We start from the raw sequence: 23,812 nt of genomic DNA on the forward strand, positions 1-23,812 counted from the left end.
CTTCCCGGATCAGTCCTTCTGCCAGGTCAGACAGCTGTGCGTCAAAAATGCCGTGTCACCCGGCTGGACCGTCACGACCTGAGGACCCGTGCCGAGGCCGTTGATGATGATGTGGGTTGGATTGAGACTGTTCAGCCTCGCCCAGTAGCAGTCGGATTCGCCTTGGGGATTGGCTCCGGCCGAGCGATACGTGCCGGGCACGATGTCGATGCCCACTCGATACGTGCCATCGGTTTCGATGGTCGTCTTGGGGGCGGAGGACGGCGGCGCGGTCACCGCCACCGTTTTGGTGACTTCCACGGTGGACGTCACCGTCACGGTGGTCGTCGTTGACCTGCCGCCGCCGCAACCTGCCAGGACTATCGCCACGACAGCGGCAGCAGTTTTCCTGCCCCGCCTGGAAGCAGGGTGGGGCTCGCCGACGGCGATCCGGCCGGGTTTAGGACGGCGGCGGTGGTACCACCGGCCGGCACTCATTGGCTCCCGGGTCCCACCAGTTGCCGGGACCGCAGTCCGGGGGTGCTGCCGGCATTAGGGGCTGGCACGCATTGGCTCCTGGGTTCCACCAGTTGCCCGGCCCGCAATCCTGCGGCGGCGGCGCTATGGGCTGGCACGCGTTGGTTCCTGGGTTCCACCAGTTACCCGGACCGCAATCGGGGGGTTGAGCAGAACTCACCCCAGGCGACACGACTGTCGCGTACGCCAAGGGCGCTAATGCCACCGCGGCGGCGCCAGCCATGCGGCGAACGAACATACTCATCAACGGCCTCCCATTCGCAAACGTCCCGACCCCGAGCTTGACCCGAGTTTAGACAGCGAGTTACTTCGGTAAACCCACAATTGCAATTTCGCCCTGGAACTGCCGATCTCGGTCCACCTTCGTTATGGAAAGATCTATCCGACGCACGATCCGCTCCTTCAGATTTCGGACAGGTGACACCAATGCAGGTGTACAAGGCGTTCAGTAGCTGGACAAAGCCGCATTGTTGCCGCCGTGGCCAGAGCCGTTCCGGCAGATGCAATCGTTGCGGCCGTGACGACGGGGACGGTATTGCACGGCTCGCCCGCTGGCCGCAGTGCGGCGACGCCGAATTCGGCTGCGCCCGTTAGCGGCTTGCGGGCCGAACACCGCCTGCCGATACGGCGATAGCCGAACCAAGTCAGCATCGAATTGCAGAATGACTCGATGCGTCGACAACGGCAGGATGTTTTAAACAGGTCGTTGTTGATCTCGGAGAAGAAGATCCGGCGGAATACCGGCGTCGTCAAACGAAACGATCCAGATGCTCAACTTCGCAGCCCGCACTGGAGTCCGGCCGATGGTCGAGACCTTTGCAATGTCCGACATCAACCGAGTGCGCTCGGGTGACGCGCACTTCCGGGCCGTGGTCGCAGCGCAGTAACAACCACATCATCGGCATTGCCGGCCTGCTCAACGCCGTCGCAGAACACCTCCTTGGCCCGCAGCAACCTGCCCAACCTTCGGGCGAATACAAACGAGACAACTGGGGCGTATCCGAACGCAGAGCTTGGATCGCCCGCGCCGGGCGAACGTGAAATGTCCAATTAGCATAAAATAGACAAAACGGCTAAAATAGCCGGAGTGCAGGACAACCAAAGGAACCGCCATGTCCACGGTCTCGTTCCGCAACCGCGACGGCAAGCTGGTCGATGTGCCCGTGGTGGCCGCAAGCCGTCTCAAAAACGAGTTCGGCACGGTCTTTGAGCAGGCCGCACTCAACGGGGCGGTGGTGATCACCAAGCACGACACCCCCAGAGCGGTGCTGCTCTCGTATGCCGAATTCGAGGCTCTGACCGCGTCGGCCACACCTACGCTGGACGACCTCAGTGAGCGCTTCGACACGCTGTTGGCCACCATGCAGACGCCGCAAGCCAAAGCCGGCGTCGCCGCGGCATTCGACGCTACCCCAGAGGAACTGGGCGCCGCCGCGGTGAAGGCGGCGCGCACCGCACCACCACGCTGATCCAGCGCGGTCCATGATCCGCAAAACAACGATGCCTGCGCAGATACATGTGGTGGCCGGCGTCAACGGGGCCGGCAAGAGTAGCATCGTCGGCGCGGCGATTCGCGATATGGGCGGTGAGTACTACAACCCTGACGAGGCCGCAAGGGTGATCATGGTGGCCAGCCCCGGACTGAACCAAACCGCGGCTAACGCGGCGGCATGGGAACAGGGCCGAAAGCTCCTGGAGCGGGCGATTTCTCACGACCTGGACTTCACCTTTGAGACCACGCTGGGCGGCAACACGATGCCGAAACTGCTGGCCGAGGCCGCCAAGCGTGGCATCGAGGTTCACGTCTTCTACGTCGGGCTCGATAGCGCCGACGCCCACATCCAGCGGGTGCGACAACGGGTCCGCGCCGGCGGGCATGACATTCCCGAAGCCGACATCCGCCGTCGCTACCGCCACAGCCTGATCAATCTCGTGACATTGCTGCCGGTGCTGAGCGAGCTACGGGTGTATGACAATTCTGCGACCGCCGACCCCGCCACCGGCCAGGCACCGCAGCCGGTCCTGGTGCTGAACATGCAGCGTGGCCGCATCGTCGGGCCATCCGATTTGACGTTGACGCCGGCTTGGGCCAAGCCCATTGTCGCGGCAGCGTTGGAGCCGGGCCTTGCTCGATAGGGAGTAAGCAGTGCACGGCCGAACAATTGGGGCCCGCCGCGCGGGGGTCAGTCGCCGACGTTCGCAAACGACCACCGCGCAGACGCAGACGCTGACCGAAAGGAAACGATTACAGATGACAATTGCACAGCAAAAAGCACATCGCGCCAAGTTCGCCAAACAGGCAAAGGCCAAGGGCAACACCAAGATCGGTCGACGCGCTAAAGCGACTGCGCGGCAACGCAAAAAGCGTTAAAGAGAAATCATCTCGTGACGGTCAGTCTGGTCAGCCGATTGAGGCGTGGGTCCCCGAGAGGGTCGTGTCGCCGCTCCGTCTGCTGTGGACCGTTAACTTGTAGTCCAGCGAGAACGTCTTACCCTCCGGGTCATTGAGGACGACGGTGGCGCTTCCTCCGACGCTATCCACGTTGGCGTTAACGGGCCGGGCGCTGATGTTGCAATCGAACTTCGTGCCCGCCTTGGGCTCGATGCTGCTGGCGGCTGGGCAACTCGCCGTAGCGTTGATCAGCTTGCCGCCCTGATCATTCTCAATCTGGCTGGCCGCGACACTCTCGATGTGACGCATGTCGAACGCCGGAGCCGCCGACGTCGACGATGCCGACGACGTACCCGACCCCGACGACGTACCTGAGCCCGAATGGCTTCCCCCACCGCACCCGGACACGATGATGGCTGCTGCTGCGGCCACAGAACCGATTCGTGCGTATTCCACACGTGTTCCTTTCTCTCGTTTGCTGCGGTTGCGTCTGCGTGCCCATAGCGGGCTGCGTTTAAACGGAATTGGCTACTTTGGCCCCGTTTGCTGAAGCCAACACTGCAGCGGCGCGCATCGCGCGGGTACGGGCCAAGCGCAACCGTCTGAAGGGCCAGCCGTGACGACAACCTATGAGCCGCCAGCGGTGCCCTACGGTGCTGCCAACGGCACGACGTGGCGCAGACCGCCACATAACCCGCGCGCAGGTAGTCCGCGACCGGTAATCCGTAACCGACCGGGTTGACCGACTTCCGCGATGCTGCGGCTGCTTCGTGGCAGCATCGGGGGCGTGGTCTACTCTTTTCGAAATCGAATCAGAATCAAAGACGGCAAGAAATTAGAAGTCGACGCGACCGAATTCCGTTTGAGTCCGGAAAGCTCGAATGAGATCATCATCGCCCGTCCTGGCTATCCAAGTAAAAAGCTGAAAGATGTCGACGAACTAATTATTTCGGGACGCGGTTACGATAGCCCCGAAGCCGCACTCGGTGCAGGCCGAAAGTGGCGGCAAGTGCTGTCCTCAGTTTTCGCCCGAATGTTTCTATCCGTCGATTTGGGTGATGATGTCGATGAATCTAAAGTACTTTTACCTGAAACCATGGTCACAGGAACAGGTCTTGAGATGATTGGCATAAAGCCGGGAGCCATCATTTACGAGGATCGTCATGGTCTGTCGATTTATAAGACCGAACCGGTACGTCCTTTTGTGCACCTTTCAATGGGCGAAGTATCGGTTCACGTATCGTTGAACGAACAAGCGACGTACGACAGTGTTGGGCAAGCATTGCAACGGCATAGCGGGATCTGGCGTGATGAATTAAAGCTTGCGTATCAGCTGGTACATAGTTCGCTCGCGAATGAAAATTACGAACCCCGGTTGATTCTGGCAGTGACGGCGATTGAGGCGCTGATCCCGTACCGCGAGCGCGTAGCCGAAGTCGTTACGGTACTGGAAAAGCTTGTCTCGCATGTCAACGACATGTCTGCAACCGAAATTGATAACGCAACCAGAAGCGCGGTCTTAAAGCTACTTGATTCTGACAGGTACGAGTCGGTTCGTCAGCTTGGCCTGAAACTGACTGATCGGCTAACCGGCGAGTACGGAGGAAAATCGCCACGAAAGTATTTCGACGAAGTGTACGGAACCCGAAGTGATCTCGCTCACGGGAACTTACGAAACGTGCCAAGGCTGAGCGAAGACGCTCTGAATAAGACGTATATAGAGTTGCTCCGTTTTGTTGTCGACATACTGGAAGCGTGGACACCGGAATACAGCAATTAATCGTCTGGCTAACAGATCATGAGCGGTTATCAACCGTTTTGACGAAGGTTTCGAAGTCTTCTGGATCGACCTTGACTAATCGCCCAACTCGATACCCTGTTAAGTGTCCCTCTGCGATGTGAGCGCGAATCGTGTTGGGATGAATTCCGAGACGCTTCCAGCTTCGGCAGTTGAAATCAATCCAGGCAGATCGACAAGCTTCGATTTAGAGTTGGAAATGGACATAGAACGCTACCTTTTTACGTCAGGCGTAGCACGTGCTAGAAGCCAGTTTCGACAGGGAGCGCGTTTATGACTAGGCCGCCTCTAGTGTCTAATTGCTGCTGTCGATATTAGCAGAATTCAGGGCGAAATGTGCGAAGCGTAGCTAACGTGGCTGCGGTGTCAGGCGTGCGGAGTGTGCGGAGCCGAACAGATACAGGGTCGCGGGGAGCCGGTGAGGGTGCCAGCAACCGGATGCGAGGGTAGTTTTGCTGTGCGGGATCGCATTTTCATCGCACGCCGTGAGCCGGTCGGCGTGGAAACCGGCCCTGACCTGCGGTTTTACTGGTGGCAGGTACAGGATTCGAACCTGTGAAGCTTTCGCGACGGATTTACAGTCCGCTCCCATTGGCCGCTCGGGCAACCTGCCGCCTAGCAGGTTACAACGAACGGGTAGACAGAGCACAAACGGGCGTCACCCGAAATAGGGCCATGGAGGAGGGAAGCATCGAATGGCGGACTCATCGTTCGACATCGTCAGCAAGGTCGATCGGCAGGAAGTCGACAACGCGCTCAACCAGGCGGCCAAGGAGCTGGCCACCCGTTTCGATTTCCGCGGCACCGACACCAAGATCGCGTGGAAGGGCGACGAGGCCATCGAGCTGACGTCGTCCACCGAGGAGCGCGTCAAGGCTGCCGTCGACGTCTTCAAGGAGAAGCTGATCCGGCGGGACATCTCCCTGAAGGCCTTCGATGCCGGCGAGCCGCAGGCCTCCGGCAAGACGTATAAGGTCACCGGCGCGCTCAAGCAGGGCATCAGCAGCGAGAACGCCAAAAAGATCACCAAGCTCATCCGCGACGAGGGACCCAAGACCGTCAAGACCCAGATCCAGGGCGACGAGGTCCGCGTCACCAGCAAGAAACGCGACGACCTGCAGGCCGTCATCGCGATGCTGAAGAAGGCCGACCTGGATGTGGCGCTGCAGTTCGTCAACTACCGGTGACGGTCCGAGATTTCAAGCGAGGTTTGCTATGACCCTGACTCCCCAGGAAGCCGAATACTTCGACGTCATCATCGTCGGCGCCGGCATCTCGGGCATCGGCGCGGCCTATCGAATCACCGAGCGCAACCCGCAACTGAGCTACACCATCCTGGAGCGGCGCGAGCAGATCGGCGGCACCTGGGATCTGTTCCGCTATCCAGGCGTGCGCTCCGACAGCAGCATCTTCACCCTGTCCTTCCCCTATGAGCCCTGGCCGCGCAAGGAAGGCGTCGCTGACGGCGACCACATCCGCGAATACCTGACCGCCACCGCGCACAAGTACGGCATCGACCGCCACATCCAGTTCGACAGCTACGTCCGCTCAGCGGACTGGGATTCCGCCACTGACACCTGGACGGTGACTTTCGAACAGGGCGGGGTGGCTAAGCAGTACCGCAGCCGGTTCCTGTTCTTCGGCAGCGGCTACTACAACTACGACGAGGGCTACACGCCGGACTTCCCCGGCATCGAGAAGTTCGGCGGCACCGTCATACATCCGCAGCACTGGCCGGAGGACTTGGACTACACCGGCAAGAAGATCGTGGTGATCGGCAGTGGGGCCACCGCGGTCACGCTGCTCCCGTCGCTGTCGGAGCGCGCCGAAAAGGTGACCATGCTGCAGCGCTCGCCGACCTACATGATCTCGGCGTCCAAATACAGCCGGGTTGCCGCCGTCGCGCGTAAAGTGTTGCCCCCCAAGGCCTCCCACTTGGTCATCCGCATGTGGGCGGCGTTGCAGGAAGCGCTTATCTGGTTCTTGTCCCGAAAGACTCCGGGTTTCGTGAAGTGGCTGCTGCGCCGCACTGCGATCACCAACCTGCCCGACGGGTACGACGTCGACAGGCACTTCAAACCGCGGTATAACCCATGGGACCAGCGGATGTGCCTGATCCCCGACGCGGACCTGTACACCACGATCAGTGCGGGCCGCGCCGAGGTGGTCACCGATCACATCGACCACTTCGACGCCACCGGTATCGCGCTGCAATCCGGTGAGCATCTCGATGCCGACATCATCGTCACCGCCACGGGCCTGCAACTACAGGCGCTGGGCGGCGCCACGATCAGCCTCGACGGCGTAGAGATCAATACGCGGGACCGCTTCGTCTACAAAGCCCACATGCTCGAGGACGTGCCCAACCTGTTCTGGTGTGTGGGCTATACGAATGCATCCTGGACGTTGCGCGCCGACATCACCGCGCGTGCGACGGCAAAGCTGCTGGCGCATATGGCTTCTCACGGCTACACGCACGCCTATCCGCACCTCGGCGATCAGTCGATGGCCGAAAAGCCATCCTGGGACATCCAGGCGAACTACGTGAAGCGTGCGCTGCACGCGCTGCCCAAGTCCGGCACCAAGCGCCCGTGGAATGTTCGGCAGAACTATTTCGCTGACGCCCTGGACTACAAGTTCGACCGCATCGAGGAGGCGATGGTGTTCGGCCGCGTTCGGCAATACGCTGATCTTCATGGCAGCTGAGAAGCGCGAACCCAAAGTCGTCGTTCTTGGTGGTGGTTCCTGGGGAACCACGGTGGCGTCAATCTGCGCACGCCGCGCGCCCACACTGCAGTGGGTGCGTTCCGAGGCGACCGCCAAGGACATCAACGAAAACCACCGCAACTCCCGGTATCTCGGGAACGACGTGGAGCTGAGCGAGACCCTGCGCGCCACCACGGACTTCGCGGAGGCCGCACACTCCGCCGACGTCGTCGTGATGGGCGTGCCGTCGCACGGCTTCCGGGGCGTGCTCACCGAGCTCAGCAAGGAATTGCGGCCCTGGGTGCCGGTGGTTTCACTGGTGAAGGGCCTCGAGCAGGGCACCAACATGCGGATGTCGCAGATCGTCGAGGAGGTGCTGCCCGGTCATCCGGCAGGCATCCTGGCCGGACCAAACATCGCCCGCGAAGTAGCCGAGGGTTATGCCGCCGCGGCGGTGCTGGCGATGCCCGACCAGCACCTGGCAACCCGGCTCTCGGGCTTGTTCCGCACCCGGCGATTCCGGGTGTACACCACCGACGACGTCGTCGGGGTCGAGATGGCCGGCGCGCTGAAGAACGTGTTCGCGATCGCTGTCGGGATGGGTTACGCGATGGGCATCGGTGAAAACACGCGTGCACTGATAATCGCCCGCTCGTTGCGCGAGATGACAAAGCTGGGCGTGGCGACGGGTGGAAATGCCGAGACCTTCCCCGGGCTTGCCGGTCTGGGCGATCTCATCGTCACCTGCACCAGTCAGCGCAGCCGCAACCGCCACGTCGGCGAGCAACTCGGTGCGGGCAAGCCGATCGACGAGATCATCGCCTCGATGAATCAGGTCGCCGAAGGGGTCAAAGCAGCCAGCGTGGTCATGGAATTCGCCGACGGGTTCGGGCTGAACATGCCGATTGCGCGCGAAGTGGACGCCGTGGTCAACCATGGCTCGACGGTTGAGCAAGCTTATCGGGGCCTGATCGCCGAAACCCCGGGCCACGAGGTGCACGGCTCAGGGTTCTGAGTCGCTAGTCGAAACCGAACGGTCCGAAGTCTATTCGACGTTCGGCTAGCTTCTGCACCATCCACTGATTCAACGACACACCTTGCTCAACGGCTTCGCGGACGAGGCGCGCGTGCAGCGCCGATGATGTGCGGACGACAAGTGTTCCGCTGTAGTTGCGTTCGGCCAGCGGTGCGGGGGGTGTCTGGCCGTTGGTTTGCATGTCGTCGACGTATTCGTCGACCGCTTCCTCGATGCCCGCTAGGGCCTCGGGCAGGCTGGGCGCATAGTGCGACAGCGAAGGGAACTCGAGACAGAAGCCGACGTGCTCGTCATGCTCGGGCGACCATTCCACGCGGTAGGTATAACGATTCACGCGGGACGTGGTACCACGTGCACCATTGAACCCGCTAGTCACAAGACGGGCCGGCCCAGTCGTTTGACGAATTCGCTAGCACCGGCGCTAGCAAAACCGAGCAGGCATGCATGTTCCGACGACGCCGGGCACGTGCACCATGGGCCCCACTAGTCACACGAGGGCCGGGCCAGTCGCTTCACGAATTCGCTAGCACCGGCGCTAGCAAAACCGAGCAGGCACTCGTAGTTCCGACGACGCCGGCCGCCGAACAGGCGCAGCAACGGTCAATCGACGTCGATTGAGATATGCAGCCGCTTGCCGCATACCCGGGCCAGTTTCGCCAATTCGTCGACACGGGGCACCTCGGCCCCGCTTTCCCAGGCGGCCACCGTGTCCTGGCTCGTGCCAAGCGCAGTCGCGAGCTCGGTCTGGGTCATATTCGCGCCGACACGCGTCTCGAACACCAAATCCGACAGATCCAATGACAATCCGGCTTCATGGATATCCATCGATTCAATTTCCGCCATTGGAATCACAGCTCTCATAAGTTGCCACCGAATATTAATTCCAATGTAAACGTCGTGGGGCGGACACAACAGGACCCGACGCAGTGGGAGCAAGGGGCCTTTTGCCCGAGCCGCCGGGCTACCCGCGCGCCATCGCCTCCAGACGGCGGATGCGGTCCTCGATCGGTGGGTGCGTCGAGAACAACGACCCGATCCGCTCGCCGGCGCGGAACGGGTTGGCGATCATCAAGTGTGCCTGGCTGGCCAGCTGCGGCTCGGGCGGCAGTGGGGCCATCTGCACGCCACCCGAGATCTTGCGCAGCGCCGACGCCAGGCCCAGCGGGTCACCGGTCAGCACGGCACCCGACTCGTCGGCCTGATACTCCCGCGATCGTGACACCGCCAGCCGCACCACCGTCGCCGCGATCGGGCCCAGCAACGAAACCACCAGCAGCGCAAAGGGATTGTCATTGTCGCGGTCGCCGCCCAACCCGATCCACATGGCCATGTTGGCCAGTGCGGTGATGACACCCGCCAGCGCTCCTGCGACACACGAAATCAGAATGTCGCGGTTGTAGACGTGCGACAGCTCGTGGCCCAGCACGGCGCGCAGCTCGCGCTCGTCGAGGATCTGCAGAATGCCGGTGGTGCAGCACACCGCGGCATTGCGCGGGTTGCGCCCCGTGGCGAACGCATTGGGCGCGTTGGTGTCGCTGATGTAGAGCCTCGGCATCGGTTGGTGCGCGCTGGTGGCCAGCTCCCGGACGATGCGATACATCGTCGGCGCCTGCAGCTCGGAAACCGGCTGCGCGTGCATAGCCCGCAGCGCCAGCTTGTCGCTGTTGAAGTACACATAGACGTTCATTCCGACGGTGAACAGCACCGCCAGCCACATCGCCGTCGGGCCGAACAGCCGGCCGAAGAAGACGATCATCGCGGACATACCGACCAACAGGACGAAGGTCTTCAGCCTGTTGGCATGGGGATGCCAGGTCATCAGTGTGTCCTCCTGCGAACACCTGGGATATTTTGCATTTCAGCTAATCAACGCCCGAGATGACCCGCCGGGTTCCAGGACACCCTCAGCCGTGCCGGCTGACCGTGTAGTCGACCAGCGCTTCCAGCGCGTGCCGGCCGGGCACGTCAGGTAGCTGGGCCAGTTCGTGGCGCGCCTTCGCCGCGTAGTCAGCGAGCACTTCCTTGGCCTTCGCCATGCCCGGGGACGCCCGCAATAGCGTCAGCGCCTCGAGCACCTCCGCGTCATCGTCGACGGGCCCGGACAGCAGCGAGCGCAGCCGCACGCCGTCGGGCCCGGTGTCGGCCAGCGCGTACAGCATCGGCAGCGTATGCACGCCTTCACGCACGTCGGTGCCGGGCAGCTTCCCGGACTCCTCGGAGTCGCTGTCGATGTCGATGATGTCGTCGGAGATCTGGAACGCGGTGCCCACGTAGCCGCCGAGCCGGCTCAGCCGTTCCACCTGTTCGCCGTCCGCACCCGAGAACATGCCGCCGAATTTGCCGGCCGCGGCGATCAGGCACGCCGTCTTCTCGTACACCACCTTCAGGTAGTGCTCGACCGAATCCACTCCGTCGGCCACCCCGCGGGTCTCGCGCATCTGGCCGGTCACCAGCTGAGCGAAGGTGTCGGCGACGATCCGCACCGCTTCCGGTCCCAGCCGGGATACCAGCCGCGACGCCGTCGCCAGCAGGTAATCCCCGGCCAAGATCGCGACATTGTTGCCCCAGCGCACGTTGGCGGTCGGCGTGCCGCGGCGGACCTCGGCCTCGTCCATCACGTCGTCGTGGTACAGCGTGGCCAGGTGAATCATCTCGATGACCGCGCCGGCGAGCGTCACCTCCCACGCCTCCGGATTGGGCCCGGTATGCGCGGACAGCACGGTGAACAGCGGCCGGAACCGTTTGCCGCCGGCCTTGAACAGGTGCAGCAGGGAATCGATCATCACCTCGTCGGCGCTGCGCAGCTCGGTGTCCATGAGCTCTTCGATCCGCGCCACACCGCCGCGCACGGTAGCGGCGAATTCGGCGTCGCCGAAGTCAACGCCCGCCACCACCGTCGCCGGAGTCCCCACCCGACCAACATACTGGTGAGCATGAAGACCAGCGCTGAAGTGGTGGTCGTGGGCGCCGGACCCGCCGGGTCGGCGGCGGCCGCCTGGGCCGCCCGGGCGGGCAGCGATGTGCTCGTCGTCGACTCGGCCGGCTTTCCCCGCGACAAGCCCTGCGGCGACGGGCTGACACCGCGCGCGATCGCCGAGCTGGAACGGCTGGGCCTGGGCGACTGGCTGAACGGCCGCATCCGGCATCACGGCCTGCGGATGAGCGGATTCGGCGGCGAGGTGGAAGTTCGGTGGCCCGGGCCGTCGTTCCCGTCGTACAGCAGTGCGGTGGCCCGCCTGGAACTGGACGACCGGATCCGCAAAGTCGCCGAGGATTCCGGGGCGCGCATGCTCCTGGGGACCAAAGCCGTTGCAGTGCATCATGACTCGTCGCGGCGCGTGGTATCGCTGACCCTGGCTGACGGCACCGAGGTGGGCTGTCGGGCGTTGATCGTCGCCGACGGCGCCCGGTCTTCGCTGGGCCGCAAGCTGGGCCGGCGGTGGCATCAGGAGACGGTCTACGGCGTCGCCGCCCGCGGCTACCTGACCACGCCCCGCGGCGACGAGCCCTGGCTGACCTCGCATCTGGAACTGCGCTCCCCCGACGGTGCGGTGCTGCCCGGCTACGGCTGGATTTTCCCGCTGGGCAACGGCGAGGCGAACATCGGCGTCGGAGCGCTGTCGACCACCAAGCGACAAGCCGACCTGGCGCTGCGGCCGTTGATCTCGTATTACACCGACCTGCGGCGCGACGAGTGGGGCTTCGACGGACCGCCGCGGGCGGTGTCGTCGGCGCTGCTGCCGATGGGCGGCGCGGTGTCGGGAGTGGCCGGACCGAACTGGATGCTGATCGGCGATGCGGCGGCCTGCGTCAACCCACTGAACGGCGAGGGCATCGACTACGGCCTGGAGACCGGGCGGTTCGCTGCCGAGCTGCTGGACTCGCGCGATCTGTCGCGGGTATGGCCGTCGCTGCTGCAACACCACTACGCCCGCGGGTTCTCAGTGGCGCGCCGGCTGGCGCTGTTGTTGACCTTCCAGCGGTTCCTGCCGGCGACCGGGCCCGTGGCGATGCGCTCGACCAGGCTGATGACCATTGCCGTGCGGGTGATGGCCAACCTGGTCACCGACGACGACGCGGACTGGGTGGCCCGGATGTGGCGGGGCGGCGGACGTGCGTCCCGGCTGATCGACCGCCGCCCGCCCTTCAGCTAAGAGTTGGCGAGCAGGCGCAAAAGCACCCAAAATCGGTAACTTTGGGGTGCTTTTGCGTCTGCTCGACGGTATCAAGGTAGTTGACATATATCAGGCTGGTTGATATACCGGAACCTATGACTGAGCTTGATTTTGAATTCGAAACGGCATATCGCGGCGAATCGGCACGGCTCGGGGAGGGCGTGCGGCCGCCGTGGAGTCTGGGTGAACCGCAGCCCGAACTGGCCGCCCTGATCGAGCAGGGCAAGTTCCACGGCGACGTCCTTGACGCCGGCTGCGGCGAAGGCGCAATTTCGCTGGCTTTGGCCGAACGAGGACACAACACGGTGGGGCTGGACATGTCGCCCACCGCCATCGAGCTGGCTCGCGATGAAGCGCAGCGACGCGGCTTGACCAATGCGAGCTTCGCGGTCGCAGATATCAGCGATTTCAGCGCATACCCGCCGGGATCGGCAGGGCGGTTCAGCACCATCGTGGACAGCACGCTGTTCCACTCCATGCCGGTGGAACTCCGCGACGGCTACCAGCAGTCGATCGTCCGGGCCGCGGCGCCGGGCGCGTCGTACATCGTGCTCGTCTTCGACAAGGCGGCCGTACCCGAAGGCCCGATCAACGCGGTCACCGAAGCAGAGCTGCGGGACGTGGTCTCCAAGTACTGGGTCGTCGACGGAATCAGGCCGGCGCGACTGTACTCGAAATTTTCTTCCGAGTCCGGCGGCCTACCACCGATGTTCGACATCCGCGAGGAGCCCAACGGCTTCAGTTCCGTCGGCGGTTGGCTGTTAACAGCCCACCTGGGCTGATATCCGCGGTGTATAGTCCCGCTAATGAAGGGCATGAGGCTGGCTACCATCGGTGCCACGGCGGCCGCTGCGATCGCATTGGCCGCACCGGCACAGGCTGACGACTACGACGCCCCGTTCAACGCCCAGCTCCACCAGTACGGCATCTACGGCCCGCAGGACTACAACGCCTGGCTGGCCAAGATCAGCTGCGACCGGATGGACCGGGGGGTGGACACCGATGCGTACAAGTCGGCGACGTTCATCCAGCGCAACCTGCCACTGCACACCACCCAGGGCCAGGCATTCCAGTTCCTCGGTGCGGCGATCGACCACTACTGCCCCGAGCACGTAGACCGCCTGCAGCAGGTCGGGCATCAGTAGGGGACGCGGAGTTTGACCGCTTAGCGGTCGGGCTTATAGGCGGCGTGCAGGGCCACGATGCCACCGCTCAGGTTGCGCCAGCGCACCGCCGACCACCCGGCCCGCGAAATCTGGCGGGCCAGCGTCGCCTGGTTGGGCCAGGCTCGGATCGATTCCGCGAGGTAGACGTACGCCTCGGGGTTGCTTGACACCGCACGGGCCACCCGCGGCAGCGCCTGCATCAGGTACTCCTTGTAGACGGTCGCGAACGCGCGGCTGGTCGGGGTGGAGAACTCGCACACCACCAGCCGGCCACCCGGGCGGGTGACCCGGGCCATCTCGCGCAGCGCGGTTTCGTGATCGACGACATTGCGAAGCCCGAAGCTGATGGTCACGGCGTCGAACACACCGTCACCGAACGGCAGCTTGGTGGCATCGCCGGCAACCTTCGGCACATTTCGCGCCGCGCCCGCCGCAAGCATTCCGACGGAGAAATCCGCCGCTACACACCAGGCTCCGGATTTTCCCAGCTCCACCGTGGATACCGCGGTGCCCGCCGCGAGATCGAGTACCTTGTCGGCGGGCCCGATCCGCAGCGCGTCCCGGGTGGCTCTGCGCCAATACCGGTCCTGACCCAGCGAGAGGACGGTGTTGGTGAGGTCGTATCGACGGGCCACGCCGTCGAACATCGACGCGACGTCGCGAGGATCTTTGTCCAGGTCCGCGCGACTCACGATGCAGACGCTACCTTGGCCCGTAGGGCACGGCGCAGGGGTGGTGTTGCGACTACCAGGACAGCGTCCGGGAAGGCGAGGGCGGCAACCTTCGTCGTCTCAGGCATTCCGCGTGAATCGCGGGCTTTGAATGTGAATCCTGGGCTTTGCGAGTGCAAACTGGGCGGAAATCTATGCCCGGTTCCCGCCCTGGGTGCACACCCAAAGCCATAGGCTCACAACGAAAACCTTAGATTCACACCCGAACCGAGCTGCGCGTGCGGTCCGCCGGTTACGCGGATCGCCGCCAGGAAAGCCGTATCCGCGCGGCCGGCGACATCACCGCCGCGTAGTGGCCGAGCAGCTCGTCGCAAATGACCGGCCAGCTGCGACCGAGCACGCTTCGCCGCGCGGCAGCTGAGTAGCCGTGCCGTTGGGACATCAGATGGTGCACCGCGGCGGGCAGGCGTGCCTGAAATTCGTTGACCGGCAACAACAGTCCGGTGCGGCGCGGGGTGACGAGGTCGCGTGGGCCGCCGGCGTCGGGGGCGATCACCGGCAGCCCCGACGCCAGCGCTTCCTGCACGACTTGGCAAAACGTCTCGTGCTCACCGGTATGCACAAAGACGTCCATGCTGGCATACGCCGCAGCGAGCTCCGCTCCATACAACGCACCCGTGAAAAGTGCTGTGGGCATTGCGGATTGCAGCTTTTCCCGATCGATGCCGTCGCCGACGATGACGAGTTGCACCGCGTCGCGCGCCGCCAGCACGGCCAGCCGCTCGACGTGTTTCTCCGGTGCGAGCCGGCCCACGAAGCCGACAATCGGCTTACCCTCCGGCGACCACCGTCGCCGCAGCGCCTCGTCCCGCGCAGACGGGGCGAACCGCAGCACGTCGACCCCGCGCGCCCATCGGTGCACACGCGGAACACCGTGGGCAAGAAGCGATTCCATCGTCGCGCTGGACGGCGCCAAGGTGCGGTCGGCGAGGCCGTGCAGGTGGCGGAACCACGCCCACGCGACGCGGGCCGTCTGGGAACTCAGCGGCAGGCCGTAGCTGGCGACGAACCCAGGTACGTCGGTTTGGTACACCGCCACCGTCGGCACCCCCAGCCGGCGAGCCGCGCGCAGCCCGCCATAACCGAGCAGCGCCGGAGACGCCAGATGCACCACGTCGGGATTGAATCCGCGCAGCACACCGACGATTCGCGGCGTGGGCACACCGAGCGGCAGTGAGGTCACCTTCGGGAACATCCGGGCCGGTACCCGATGGACTCGGACACCGTCGTGAATTCGCGCCGCTCGGGGTTCACCGGGCGGATTGTCAGGCGCGAGGACGAGCGCTTCATGCCCCGTTCGACGCAGATGCTCGAGTATCCGCAGCACCGAGTTGCTGACGCCGTTCACATTCGGGAGAAACGACTCGGCGACGATTGCAACGCGCACGCCACCACAGTCGCAGCGTCAACTGTCGCCAAGATTGCGGACGGGCATACGGCGCGCGAACTCTCTCAGCTCGATTTGCTGGGCGGGCTCGTTGCCTTGTCGCGACGGTCCAGCCGCCGGTCTATCAGGGCCAGCATGACCAGCGCAGCCGTCGCGGCCAGCCAGCCCACCACGGCGATGGACCCGGCCGGGATGATCGCCAGTCCGGCGTTGCGGTGTTGCACCCGGACCAGGTTCGGATCGTTCTTGTTGTACTCGACGTAAATCCGCATACCGGCGGCCAGCTCGGATGGATACAGCACCCCGAGCTCGGGCCGATAGGTCACGCGCTCAGGCGTGACGAACTCGATGGTGGAGCGCCGCGGCCCGGCGCTGAGCACCTCCGCTTGCGCCACACCCATGTTGTGTTTGATCGCCAGGTCGTTGCGCCAGGCGCCGGCTACCAGCAACACCGATTGGAGCGTGACCAGACCGGTGACGATCAGGACCGCGATCCGTGCCCAGCGGAGCGCGATCCGCACCCTGGTCTTCGGCTGCTCGTCAGCGCAGCCGTGAATCAGCATGTGCAGCAGCCGTTTCGGCGACTTCACGCGGCCCTCATAGCGCCGCCTTGATGGCTGCGTGCAGCCCGCGCAGCGAGGACCGGTCAGCCTTGACTTCCAGCACCCGCATGCCCGCGGCAGGTTCGTCCAGGGCCGTTGCCAGCTCGTCGACCTCGATCTGCCGGCTGTCCACGTGGTAGGCACGGCACAACGCGCCGACGTCGACGTCGTGTGGGGTGCCGAAGACCCGTGACGACACGTCGGAGAACCTGGGATCGCCCTGCTCCAGCAGCTCGAAGATGCCGCCGCCGTTGTCGTTGGACACCACGATCGTCAGGTGGGCCGGTGTCGGTTCGGTGGGGCCGATCAGCAGCCCGGAGCTGTCGTGGACGAAGGTCAGGTCACCGATCAGGGCGATGGTGCGCGCGGGGTTGCCGGTGCGTTCATGGGCCAAAGCCGCCCCGATCGCGGTGGACACCGTGCCGTCGATGCCTGCCACGCCGCGGTTGGACCGCACCAGGATGCCGTCAGTCTTGAGGCCGACCAGCGCCGCATCGCGTACCGGGTTGGACGCCCCGAGCACCAGCTGATCACCGGGCCGAAGCGCGTCGGCGACCGCGGCCGCCACGTGCAGGCCGGTGGTCAGCGGGTGGGCGGCGAGTTGGCCCCGAACCGCCGATATGGCGTGCTGATTCATCTCGGCGCACCGGCGCAGCCATGCCGGGTGCGGCATCCCGGTAACGACCGCCCGTGTGCCGGTGGCCTGCGAGTTGCCCGAGACGTCCGGCCAGCGCGGCCCGGTGGTCAGCGCGTACACGGGCACTTTGGGGTCGGCGAGCAGCGCCGATACGGGCCGGTGCAGCGTCGGGCGGCCCAGCATGATCACCTGTCTGGGGCGCAGCAGTGTCAGCGCCAGCGGGTGCAGGGGGTTCCCGCCACCTTGCGGCGAGGGCGCCGTCGGCTCGGCGACGGTGGGCAATTCGGCGAGGTTGGGGTGCACGCCTGCGCCGTGTCCGGCGATGACGACGGTGTCGGCCGACAGGTCGATGTCCAGCGGCTGGTCGAAGCTGACCGGGGGCGTATGTGTCCACGGCTTGCCGCCCGGCCGGCCCGGCGGGATCACCGCGCCGTGCGGTTCGCGATCGGGCACCAGCGGTTCGCGCAGCGGGATGTCGAAGTGCACGGGGCCGGCGTTGGCGCTCCGAGCGCCGGTGGCCGCCACCAGAACTCGGCAGGTGGCCGACCGCCAGGTCGCGTTGAGGGCATCCAGCCGCTCGGGGGCATCCTCCGCCAGACCCAGGCTGATGGTGGCGCGAACCTGCGTGCCGAAGTAGCCCAGCTGCTCCATGGTCTGGTTGGCCCCGGTACCGAGCAACTCGTAGGGCCGGTTGGCCGACAGCACGATCAGCGGCACCCGCGCGTAGTTGGCCTCCACCACCGCCGGGCCCAGATTGGCCACGGCGGTGCCCGACGTCATCGCGACACAGACCGGCGCGCCGGCGGCGATCGCCAGCCCGATGGCCAGATAGCCCGCGGTGCGTTCGTCGATGCGGACGTGCAACCGGATCCGGCCGGACCTGTCGGCGTCCTGCAGCGCGAATGCCAGCGGGGCGTTCCGTGAGCCCGGGCACAGCACCACGTCTCGGACGCCGCCGCGGATCAGCTCGTCGACGACGACGCGGGCCTGTGTCGTCGATGGGTTCACCAGTACAGGGTGTCACAATCGCCGCCTAGGCCGGCAACCTCGCCACATCCGTCACACCAGCCTCAGCGACCGACTGTTTTCAGCTGATGACGAGCGGTAGTGGCGCCGAGTCTGCGGTAGTGGCGCCGAGTCTGCGGTGAGGGCCTGCGGACGATGCCGTGACTAGCCCTGGACGCAGGCTCGGTGCCGGCCGCAGAGACCGGCCGTCAGGCCGTCGTGCTCGCGAAGAACCGGAGTGCCGCGGCGTTGACGGTGTCCGGCCGTTCGAAGAACCCGAGGTGACCGGTATCAGGAATATGCAGGTAGCGGCCACTGGGCATGGCGTCGGCGACCTCGCGGCCGAGATGCGCCGGCGTCACCACGTCGTCGGCGAAACCGATGACCAGCACCGGCGCGCTGACGTTGCCGTAGGCGGGCAACCGATTCGTCGTCGGAGCGACCTCGAGTTGGCACCGCGATCCCGGTGTGGGTTTGATCGGCCACATGGTGAACATGCCGATCCAATCGGCGACGACATTGTCGTCATTGAGCGTCTTGGGCGAAAAGTTTTCCAGCAAGCGATATTTCGCGTCGGCCGTGGGGGGTAGCAGGGTGCCGGAGTCATAGAGCTCGGCCTCGGCCTCATGGAAGAACTGGCGGGTGCGGTCCAGGCGGCCCCGGGTGGCCATCAACACGGCCGAACTCACCAACTCTGGCCGCTCCACCATGAGCTCCTGGGCGATGTACGAGCCCATCGAGACGGCAACGATGCGCGCGGGCGCGATGCCCAGGGATTCGATCAGCGCCGCGGTGTCGGCGACCATGGTTTGCGTGGTGAAACCTTCGGCGTTCTCGGTGGCGCCGACGCCGCGGTTGTCGAAGGTGATGCAGCGGTATCCCGCCGCCAGGAATGCCGGGACCTGATGTGGTTGCCAGGTGCGTCCAAGGCCGCCGTGGCCGGCGATAAAGACAACCGGCTCGCCGGTCCCCTTGTCGTCATAAGCCAGGTTGATCACCCGAACGACGGTACAAGCAACGGATAGCAGGCCTTGACCCGGTCGATCCACCACTGCCGTCGCTCCTCGGGTGCGGCCAGCGCGTGCAGGCGCTCGGGGTCGGGTACCACCGGCCGCACCGGCAGGTTGCCGTCGACCGGGATTGCGACGTCTGCCACGTCATCCAAGAACAACCCGCCGGTGCCCAACCCGCAGGCATGGCGCAGGTCGGGCAGGGCCGCTGCGGCGGCCAGCCCGCCGGCGATGCCGACCGCCGAATCGAGCGCGCTGGACACCACTACCGGGATGTCAATCTGCGCGGCGATGTCGAGCAGAGCCGAAACACCGCCCAGCGGAGCGACTTTCAGCACCGCGATGTCGGCGGCGCCGGCGCGGACCACGGCCAGCGGGTCGTCGGCCTTGCGGATGCTTTCGTCGGCCGCGATCGGCACGTCTGGCATGTCTGGCCGCCTGCGCAGCTCGGCCAGCTCCGGCACGGTGGCGCAGGGTTGCTCGATGTACTCCAGCGGCCCGTCGGCGGTCAGGGCGGCGGCGGCCTCGACTGCCTCCTCGACGCTCCAGCCGCCGTTGGCGTCCACGCGCACGGTGGCGATCGATTCCCGAACGGCGTTGACCCGCTCGACGTCGTCGGCCAGCCGTTGTCCCGGCTCGGCGACTTTCACCTTGGCGGTGCGGGCGCCGGGAAACCGGGCCAGCACCTCGCTCACCTGGGCGGCGGCGACGGCGGGCACGGTGGCGTTGATCGGGATCTGGTCGCGTAGGGGCGGCGGCAGGCGCTGATAAGCGGCCTCGATGCCCGCCGCGAGCCAGTGCGCGGCCTCGGCCGGTCCGTATTCGACGAATGCCCCGAACTCGCCCCAGCCGGCCGGACCGTCGATCAGCGCGATCTCGCGGGTGGTGATGCCGCGAAATTGCATGCGCATCGGCAATGCCACCACGTGCAGGCGGTCCAGCAGGTCCAGCAGGTCGGGCATCACCGACGGTAAACCTGGCGCCCCGCCAAGAACGTCGCCCGCACGTCGAGGTCGGCGATGTGCTCCGGGGGCACCGCGCGCGGATCGGCCGAGAGCACCACCAGGTCCGCGTACTTGCCGACCTCGAGCGAGCCGATGATGTCGTCGGCGAACAGCTGCCACGCGGCGTCGATGGTCTGCGCGCGGATGGCCTGCTCGACGGTCAGCCGTTCCTCGGGCGCCAGCACCCGCCCGCTGGGCGCGGCGCGTGTTGCGGCCACGCTGATGTTGCGCAGCGGCTCCTCGGGGGTGACCGGCGGGTCGTTGTGCAGCGAGATGCGCATGCCCGCCGCGACCGCGGAACCCGCTGGCATCCAACGAGATCCGTGTTCGGGTCCGAACAATCCGTCGACGATGATGTCACCCCAGTAGTGGATCTGGTCGACGAAAATGCTGCACGTGACACCGAGTTCGACGGCACGCTGGATCTGGTCCGCCCGGATCGCGCCGACATGTTCGAGCCTCAGCCGGTGATCGTCGCGGGGATGCCGGCGCAGCGCCTCTTCGTAGACGTCGAGGATGGTGTCGACGCCGGCGTCGCCCTGTACGTGACATGCCATCGGCCAGCCCAGCGGGAAGTAGGCGCCGACAATTTCGTGCAGTTGTTCGGCGGTGTAGTTGGCGCATCCGCACGAGCCGGGCTGTATGCCGCTGATGCGGGTGGCTTCGGTGTCCAGGTAGGGAAACGACAGCGCGATGTTGCCGATCCACGGTGAGCCGTCCACCCAGATCTTGATCCCCACCTGTCGCAGCATGTCGTCACCTTGGCCCGGTGCGGCGTCGGTGCGCATCTGCGGGTTGGAGATTTCGTAGGTGCGCAGCCGGACGGTCAAATCACTGCGCACCTGCTCCACCAGGGGCTTGAAGTTCGGGTCGAATGCCATCTCCGAGCAGGTGGTCAGCCCGGCCCGGTTGAGCCGGGCGCACTCGGCGCGCAGCATCCCCGGGTAGTCGCCCGGCTGTATCGCGCCCGCCAACAGCGGGAACACGGCACCGGTCTCCTCGGCGGTGCCGTCCAGCTCGCCGTGCGCGTCACGCCCGAACTTGGCTCCCTTGGGGTCCGGGGTGTCACGGGTCAAGCCGGCGCGCCGGGCGGCGTGTGTGTTGAAAAATGCCTTATGACCGGAGTTGTGCATGATTACCAGCGGCCCGTCCGGTGCGACCTCGTCAAGCCAGGCCAGCGTTGGCTGCGGAAGCCCGCTCTGCAGCAGCGGATCCCAGCCGTTGAGGTATGCGCCATCGGATCCGCGGCGCGCAACCTCGCGATGTACCGCCCTGACGACGTCGTCGGCGCTGCGCAGGGTGACCGGCCGGATGTCGACGAGCCGGTCGGACAGCGCAATGGCCTCCATCAGCGGATGTCCGTGTGCCTCAACGAATCCCGGCATCACGCAGCCGTCACCGATATCGATGGTCTCGGTACCGTCGCCAATGAGCCGGTCGATTTCAGACCGGCCGCCCACGGCGACGATGCGGCCGTCGGAGATGGCGAGCGCTTCGGCGGTGGGGCGGGTCTGGTCGACGGTCAAGACGGTTCCGGTGATCACGAGATCTGCCACGGTCATGTCCAGGGATCGTACTGATCGAGGGCACGATGCGGCCGAACTGCAACACGTTCTAGTCTTGCGACATGACCGACGAGCTGTTGCGCAACCCGACCCACAACGGCCACCTGCTGGTGGGCGCGCTCAAGCGACACAAGAACAAGCCGGTGCTGTTCCTCGGCGACACCACCCTGACCGGTGGTCGGCTGGCCGACCGGATCAGCCAGTACATCCAGGCGTTCGAGGCGCTGGGGGCCGGGACCGGCGTGGCGGTCGGGCTGCTGTCGCTCAACCGTCCCGAAGTGCTGATGATCATCGGCGCCGGACAAGCCCGGGGTTATCGGCGCACCGCGTTGCACCCACTGGGCTCGCTGGACGATCACGCCTATGTGCTCAACGACGCCGGCATCAGCTCGCTGATCATCGACCCCAACCCGATGTTCGTCGAGCGCGCGCTGGGCCTGCTGGAGAAGGTGGACTCGCTCAAGCAGATCCTGACGATCGGGCCGGTGCCCGAGGCGCTGCGTGGGGTGGCGGTGGACCTGTCCGCCGAAGCCGCCAGGTATGAGCCGCAGCCGCTGGTGGCCGCCGACCTGCCACCGGATCAGGTGATCGGCCTGACCTACACCGGCGGTACCACCGGAAAGCCCAAGGGCGTGATGGGCACCGCGCAATCGATCTCCACGATGACGATGATTCAGCTCTCCGAATGGGAATGGCCGGAGCAGCCTAGGTTCTTGATGATCACTCCGTTGTCGCACGCCGGAGCGGCTTATTTCGTGCCGACGCTGATCAAGGGCGGCGAAATGTACGTGCTGCCCAAGTTCGATCCGGCCGAAGTGTTGAAAACCATTGAGGAGAAGCGCATTACGGCTACATTCGTGGTGCCCTCGATGTTGTATGCGCTGATGGACCACCCAGATTCGCGCACCCGGGACCTGTCGTCACTGGAGACGGTGTATTACGGTGCGTCGGCGATCAACCCGGTGCGGCTGGCCGAGGCGATCAGCCGGTTCGGCAAGATCTTCGCCCAGAACTACGGGCAATCCGAAGCGCCGATGGCCATCACCTACCTGGCCAAGGGCGACCACGACGAGAAGCGGCTGACCTCGTGCGGCCGGCCGACGCTGTTCGCGCGCGTCGCCCTGCTGGACGAGGACGGCAAACCGGTACCTCAGGGAGAACCAGGTGAAATCTGCGTCAGCGGACCGTTATTGGCCGGCGGTTACTGGAATCTGCCTGACGAGACTTCGCGGACTTTCAGAGACGGCTGGCTGCACACCGGCGATATGGCCCGCGAGGACGAGGACGGCTTCTACTACATCGTCGACCGGGTCAAGGACATGATTGTCACCGGCGGCTTCAACGTGTTCCCGCGCGAGGTCGAAGACGTGGTGGCCGAGCATCCCGCGGTGGCGCAGGTGTGCGTGGTCGGCGCGCCGGACGACAAGTGGGGCGAGGCCGTCACCGCGGTGGTGGTACTGCGTCCCGACGCGGCCCGCGACGACGCCGCGGTCGAGGCGATGACCGCCGAGATCCAGGCCGCGGTCAAGGACCGCAAGGGCTCGGTGCAGGCGCCCAAGCGGGTGGTGATCGTCGAGTCGCTGCCGCTGACCGGGCTGGGCAAGCCGGACAAGAAGGCCGTGCGAGCACAGTTCTGGGAAGGCGCCGAGCGCGCCGTCGGCTGAGTTTGCGAGTAGTCCGCCCGCGTGCCGGCGAACGTGCTGGCCGAGCGTTCATCGTAAGTCCCACGCGTTACGAGTTGTCGCAGTTTCCCGTTTGCCTGTTTCGAAGCGACAACCGTTGCGTGCCAAGGGCTGTCGCGAATTTGAGTGTGAATTGACGGCGTTGAGCGTGAACTGACGGCGTTGAGCGTGAAGTGACGGCTTTCCGGGTGAACATGCGGCGGGGATCGTCGCGAATTTCCGCCCTGGCTTCACACCCAAAGCCCTGGCTTCACCGCCAAAGCCCTGGCTTCACACCAACTTGTTGAATTCTCCCAGGGGATTGTGGTCTGCAGCCATAATCTCTGAGGCGGTGACCGGTATTGGCTCGTTTCACACCTGTCACTCCTGTGGGTTGACTTTCTTTGGGCTTGCCGGCCGG

At 65.1% G+C, this 23,812-nt stretch carries 25 protein-coding genes and 1 tRNA gene; 10 read left to right on the forward strand and 16 right to left on the reverse strand.

Features of this window, described 5'->3' with window-relative positions; all coding sequences use genetic code 11:
* Positions 1-9: 9 nt before the first annotated feature.
* Together A5791_RS02720 and A5791_RS26325 are read right to left on the reverse strand one after the other, a co-directional pair.
* Positions 10-318 carry a hypothetical protein gene (locus A5791_RS02720; RefSeq protein WP_231995778.1) on the reverse strand — a complete coding sequence of 103 codons (309 nt, stop codon included), beginning with the start codon at positions 316-318 and terminating at the stop codon, positions 10-12.
* Positions 319-918: 600 nt separating this feature from the next.
* Complete coding sequence (locus A5791_RS26325) at positions 919-1,269, reverse strand: hypothetical protein (RefSeq protein WP_156660963.1); 351 nt, start codon at positions 1,267-1,269, stop codon at positions 919-921.
* A 359-nt stretch (positions 1,270-1,628) separates the two neighbouring features.
* On the opposite strand from A5791_RS26325, the gene A5791_RS02725 reads away from it, so the two are divergent.
* The gene (locus tag A5791_RS02725; protein WP_067230628.1) at positions 1,629-1,985 is read left to right on the forward strand and encodes a type II toxin-antitoxin system Phd/YefM family antitoxin; all 357 of its coding nucleotides are present in this window, start codon (positions 1,629-1,631) and stop codon (positions 1,983-1,985) included.
* Between the two features lie 31 nt (positions 1,986-2,016).
* Positions 2,017-2,652 (forward strand): zeta toxin family protein, encoded by a 636-nt coding sequence (locus A5791_RS02730; protein ID WP_067230695.1) that lies wholly within the window; start codon positions 2,017-2,019, stop codon positions 2,650-2,652.
* A 265-nt stretch (positions 2,653-2,917) separates the two neighbouring features.
* Here the strand turns inward: A5791_RS02730 and A5791_RS02735 are convergent, their stop codons facing one another.
* Positions 2,918-3,364 (reverse strand): hypothetical protein, encoded by a 447-nt coding sequence (locus A5791_RS02735; RefSeq protein ID WP_156660964.1) that lies wholly within the window; start codon positions 3,362-3,364, stop codon positions 2,918-2,920.
* A gap of 298 nt (positions 3,365-3,662) precedes the next feature.
* Here A5791_RS02735 and A5791_RS02740 point away from each other — a divergent pair, with 298 nt between their 5' ends.
* The gene (locus A5791_RS02740; protein ID WP_067230634.1) at positions 3,663-4,688 is read left to right on the forward strand and encodes a hypothetical protein; all 1,026 of its coding nucleotides are present in this window, start codon (positions 3,663-3,665) and stop codon (positions 4,686-4,688) included.
* Positions 4,689-4,704: 16 nt separating this feature from the next.
* On the opposite strand, the gene A5791_RS27610 is transcribed toward A5791_RS02740, so the two are convergent.
* Both A5791_RS27610 and A5791_RS02745 read right to left on the reverse strand, forming a co-directional pair.
* The gene (locus A5791_RS27610) at positions 4,705-4,893 is read right to left on the reverse strand and encodes a helix-turn-helix domain-containing protein (RefSeq protein WP_082966704.1); all 189 of its coding nucleotides are present in this window, start codon (positions 4,891-4,893) and stop codon (positions 4,705-4,707) included.
* 342 nt (positions 4,894-5,235) lie between these two features.
* Positions 5,236-5,319: transfer RNA gene (locus A5791_RS02745), tRNA-Tyr, on the reverse strand.
* An 82-nt stretch (positions 5,320-5,401) separates the two neighbouring features.
* Between A5791_RS02745 and A5791_RS02750 the strand changes: the two genes are divergently transcribed.
* Genes A5791_RS02750 through A5791_RS02760 form a run of 3 tightly spaced genes read left to right on the forward strand, consistent with a single transcriptional unit; the run spans position 5,402 to position 8,427 of the window.
* On the forward strand, positions 5,402-5,893 hold the full coding sequence (locus tag A5791_RS02750) for a YajQ family cyclic di-GMP-binding protein (RefSeq protein WP_067230638.1): 492 nt from the start codon (positions 5,402-5,404) through the stop codon (positions 5,891-5,893).
* Positions 5,894-5,921: 28 nt separating this feature from the next.
* A complete protein-coding gene (locus A5791_RS02755; RefSeq protein WP_067230641.1) occupies positions 5,922-7,412 on the forward strand; it encodes an NAD(P)/FAD-dependent oxidoreductase in 1,491 nt (496 codons plus the stop codon).
* The gene (locus A5791_RS02760; protein WP_067230644.1) at positions 7,402-8,427 is read left to right on the forward strand and encodes an NAD(P)H-dependent glycerol-3-phosphate dehydrogenase; all 1,026 of its coding nucleotides are present in this window, start codon (positions 7,402-7,404) and stop codon (positions 8,425-8,427) included. Before A5791_RS02755 ends, A5791_RS02760 begins: the two co-directional genes overlap by 11 nt.
* 4 nt (positions 8,428-8,431) lie before the next feature.
* Here the strand turns inward: A5791_RS02760 and A5791_RS02765 are convergent, their stop codons facing one another.
* From A5791_RS02765 to grcC1, 4 genes are all read right to left on the reverse strand, one after another.
* Positions 8,432-8,782: a type II toxin-antitoxin system HicB family antitoxin gene (locus A5791_RS02765; RefSeq protein ID WP_067230647.1), complete on the reverse strand. Its 351-nt coding sequence runs from the start codon at positions 8,780-8,782 to the stop codon at positions 8,432-8,434.
* Positions 8,783-9,048: 266 nt separating this feature from the next.
* Complete coding sequence (locus tag A5791_RS02770) at positions 9,049-9,309, reverse strand: helix-turn-helix transcriptional regulator (protein ID WP_067230649.1); 261 nt, start codon at positions 9,307-9,309, stop codon at positions 9,049-9,051.
* A gap of 100 nt (positions 9,310-9,409) precedes the next feature.
* Entirely contained in the window at positions 9,410-10,267 is an 858-nt protein-coding gene (htpX, locus tag A5791_RS02775; protein ID WP_067230652.1) for a zinc metalloprotease HtpX, read from the reverse strand.
* Between the two features lie 85 nt (positions 10,268-10,352).
* Complete coding sequence (gene grcC1 / locus A5791_RS02780; protein WP_067230655.1) at positions 10,353-11,360, reverse strand: nonaprenyl/(2E,6E)-farnesyl/geranylgeranyl diphosphat synthase; 1,008 nt, start codon at positions 11,358-11,360, stop codon at positions 10,353-10,355.
* A 15-nt stretch (positions 11,361-11,375) separates the two neighbouring features.
* Here grcC1 and menJ point away from each other — a divergent pair, with 15 nt between their 5' ends.
* The 3 genes from menJ to A5791_RS02795 all read left to right on the forward strand — a co-directional run bounded on the left by menJ (position 11,376) and on the right by A5791_RS02795 (position 13,768).
* The gene (gene menJ, locus A5791_RS02785; RefSeq protein ID WP_156660965.1) at positions 11,376-12,602 is read left to right on the forward strand and encodes a menaquinone reductase; all 1,227 of its coding nucleotides are present in this window, start codon (positions 11,376-11,378) and stop codon (positions 12,600-12,602) included.
* A gap of 116 nt (positions 12,603-12,718) precedes the next feature.
* Complete coding sequence (locus tag A5791_RS02790; protein ID WP_067230662.1) at positions 12,719-13,405, forward strand: class I SAM-dependent methyltransferase; 687 nt, start codon at positions 12,719-12,721, stop codon at positions 13,403-13,405.
* A gap of 24 nt (positions 13,406-13,429) precedes the next feature.
* Positions 13,430-13,768, forward strand: coding sequence for a DUF732 domain-containing protein (locus A5791_RS02795; protein WP_067230665.1), 339 nt, complete (start codon positions 13,430-13,432; stop codon positions 13,766-13,768).
* Between the two features lie 20 nt (positions 13,769-13,788).
* Here A5791_RS02795 and A5791_RS02800 read toward each other — a convergent pair whose 3' ends face one another.
* The 7 genes from A5791_RS02800 to A5791_RS02830 all read right to left on the reverse strand — a co-directional run bounded on the left by A5791_RS02800 (position 13,789) and on the right by A5791_RS02830 (position 21,727).
* A complete protein-coding gene (locus tag A5791_RS02800; protein ID WP_067230667.1) occupies positions 13,789-14,481 on the reverse strand; it encodes a demethylmenaquinone methyltransferase in 693 nt (230 codons plus the stop codon).
* 271 nt (positions 14,482-14,752) lie between these two features.
* Positions 14,753-15,907, reverse strand: coding sequence for a glycosyltransferase family 1 protein (locus tag A5791_RS02805; RefSeq protein ID WP_067230670.1), 1,155 nt, complete (start codon positions 15,905-15,907; stop codon positions 14,753-14,755).
* A 65-nt stretch (positions 15,908-15,972) separates the two neighbouring features.
* The gene (locus A5791_RS02810) at positions 15,973-16,470 is read right to left on the reverse strand and encodes a DUF3592 domain-containing protein (protein WP_067230697.1); all 498 of its coding nucleotides are present in this window, start codon (positions 16,468-16,470) and stop codon (positions 15,973-15,975) included.
* Between the two features lie 34 nt (positions 16,471-16,504).
* Positions 16,505-18,154, reverse strand: a complete 1,650-nt coding sequence (gene menD, locus A5791_RS02815) for a 2-succinyl-5-enolpyruvyl-6-hydroxy-3-cyclohexene-1-carboxylic-acid synthase (RefSeq protein WP_067230673.1) — start codon at positions 18,152-18,154, stop codon at positions 16,505-16,507.
* A gap of 206 nt (positions 18,155-18,360) precedes the next feature.
* Positions 18,361-19,149, reverse strand: coding sequence for an alpha/beta fold hydrolase (locus tag A5791_RS02820; protein WP_067230675.1), 789 nt, complete (start codon positions 19,147-19,149; stop codon positions 18,361-18,363).
* Positions 19,146-20,123: an o-succinylbenzoate synthase gene (locus A5791_RS02825; RefSeq protein ID WP_156660967.1), complete on the reverse strand. Its 978-nt coding sequence runs from the start codon at positions 20,121-20,123 to the stop codon at positions 19,146-19,148. Before A5791_RS02825 ends, A5791_RS02820 begins: the two co-directional genes overlap by 4 nt.
* A complete protein-coding gene (locus A5791_RS02830; protein WP_067230681.1) occupies positions 20,123-21,727 on the reverse strand; it encodes an amidohydrolase in 1,605 nt (534 codons plus the stop codon). Before A5791_RS02830 ends, A5791_RS02825 begins: the two co-directional genes overlap by 1 nt.
* 65 nt (positions 21,728-21,792) lie before the next feature.
* Between A5791_RS02830 and fadD8 the strand changes: the two genes are divergently transcribed.
* On the forward strand, positions 21,793-23,394 hold the full coding sequence (gene fadD8, locus A5791_RS02835; protein ID WP_067230683.1) for a fatty-acid--CoA ligase FadD8: 1,602 nt from the start codon (positions 21,793-21,795) through the stop codon (positions 23,392-23,394).
* Positions 23,395-23,812: the final 418 nt, after the last annotated feature.

The sequence above is a fragment of the Mycobacterium sp. 852002-51163_SCH5372311 genome, from assembly GCF_001667115.1.
Classification (GTDB): Bacteria; Actinomycetota; Actinomycetes; order Mycobacteriales; family Mycobacteriaceae; genus Mycobacterium.

Excerpts from the sequence above, each read along its gene's own strand:
- A5791_RS02730 (WP_067230695.1), top strand. The coding sequence starts at position 2,017 with ATGCCTGCGCAGATACATGTGGTGGCCGGCGTCAACGGGGCCGGCAAG.
- A5791_RS02830 (WP_067230681.1), bottom strand. The coding sequence starts at position 21,727 with ATGACCGTGGCAGATCTCGTGATCACCGGAACCGTCTTGACCGTCGAC.
- fadD8 (WP_067230683.1), top strand. The coding sequence starts at position 21,793 with ATGACCGACGAGCTGTTGCGCAACCCGACCCACAACGGCCACCTGCTG.
- A5791_RS02750 (WP_067230638.1), top strand. The coding sequence starts at position 5,402 with ATGGCGGACTCATCGTTCGACATCGTCAGCAAGGTCGATCGGCAGGAA.
- A5791_RS02725 (WP_067230628.1), top strand. The coding sequence starts at position 1,629 with ATGTCCACGGTCTCGTTCCGCAACCGCGACGGCAAGCTGGTCGATGTG.
- A5791_RS02755 (WP_067230641.1), top strand. The coding sequence starts at position 5,922 with ATGACCCTGACTCCCCAGGAAGCCGAATACTTCGACGTCATCATCGTC.
- A5791_RS02790 (WP_067230662.1), top strand. The coding sequence starts at position 12,719 with ATGACTGAGCTTGATTTTGAATTCGAAACGGCATATCGCGGCGAATCG.
- htpX (WP_067230652.1), bottom strand. The coding sequence starts at position 10,267 with ATGACCTGGCATCCCCATGCCAACAGGCTGAAGACCTTCGTCCTGTTG.
- A5791_RS02825 (WP_156660967.1), bottom strand. The coding sequence starts at position 20,123 with ATGCCCGACCTGCTGGACCTGCTGGACCGCCTGCACGTGGTGGCATTG.
- A5791_RS02740 (WP_067230634.1), top strand. The coding sequence starts at position 3,663 with ATGCTGCGGCTGCTTCGTGGCAGCATCGGGGGCGTGGTCTACTCTTTT.
- A5791_RS02810 (WP_067230697.1), bottom strand. The coding sequence starts at position 16,470 with ATGCTGATTCACGGCTGCGCTGACGAGCAGCCGAAGACCAGGGTGCGG.
- A5791_RS02760 (WP_067230644.1), top strand. The coding sequence starts at position 7,402 with ATGGCAGCTGAGAAGCGCGAACCCAAAGTCGTCGTTCTTGGTGGTGGT.
- A5791_RS02770 (WP_067230649.1), bottom strand. The coding sequence starts at position 9,309 with ATGAGAGCTGTGATTCCAATGGCGGAAATTGAATCGATGGATATCCAT.
- A5791_RS02795 (WP_067230665.1), top strand. The coding sequence starts at position 13,430 with ATGAAGGGCATGAGGCTGGCTACCATCGGTGCCACGGCGGCCGCTGCG.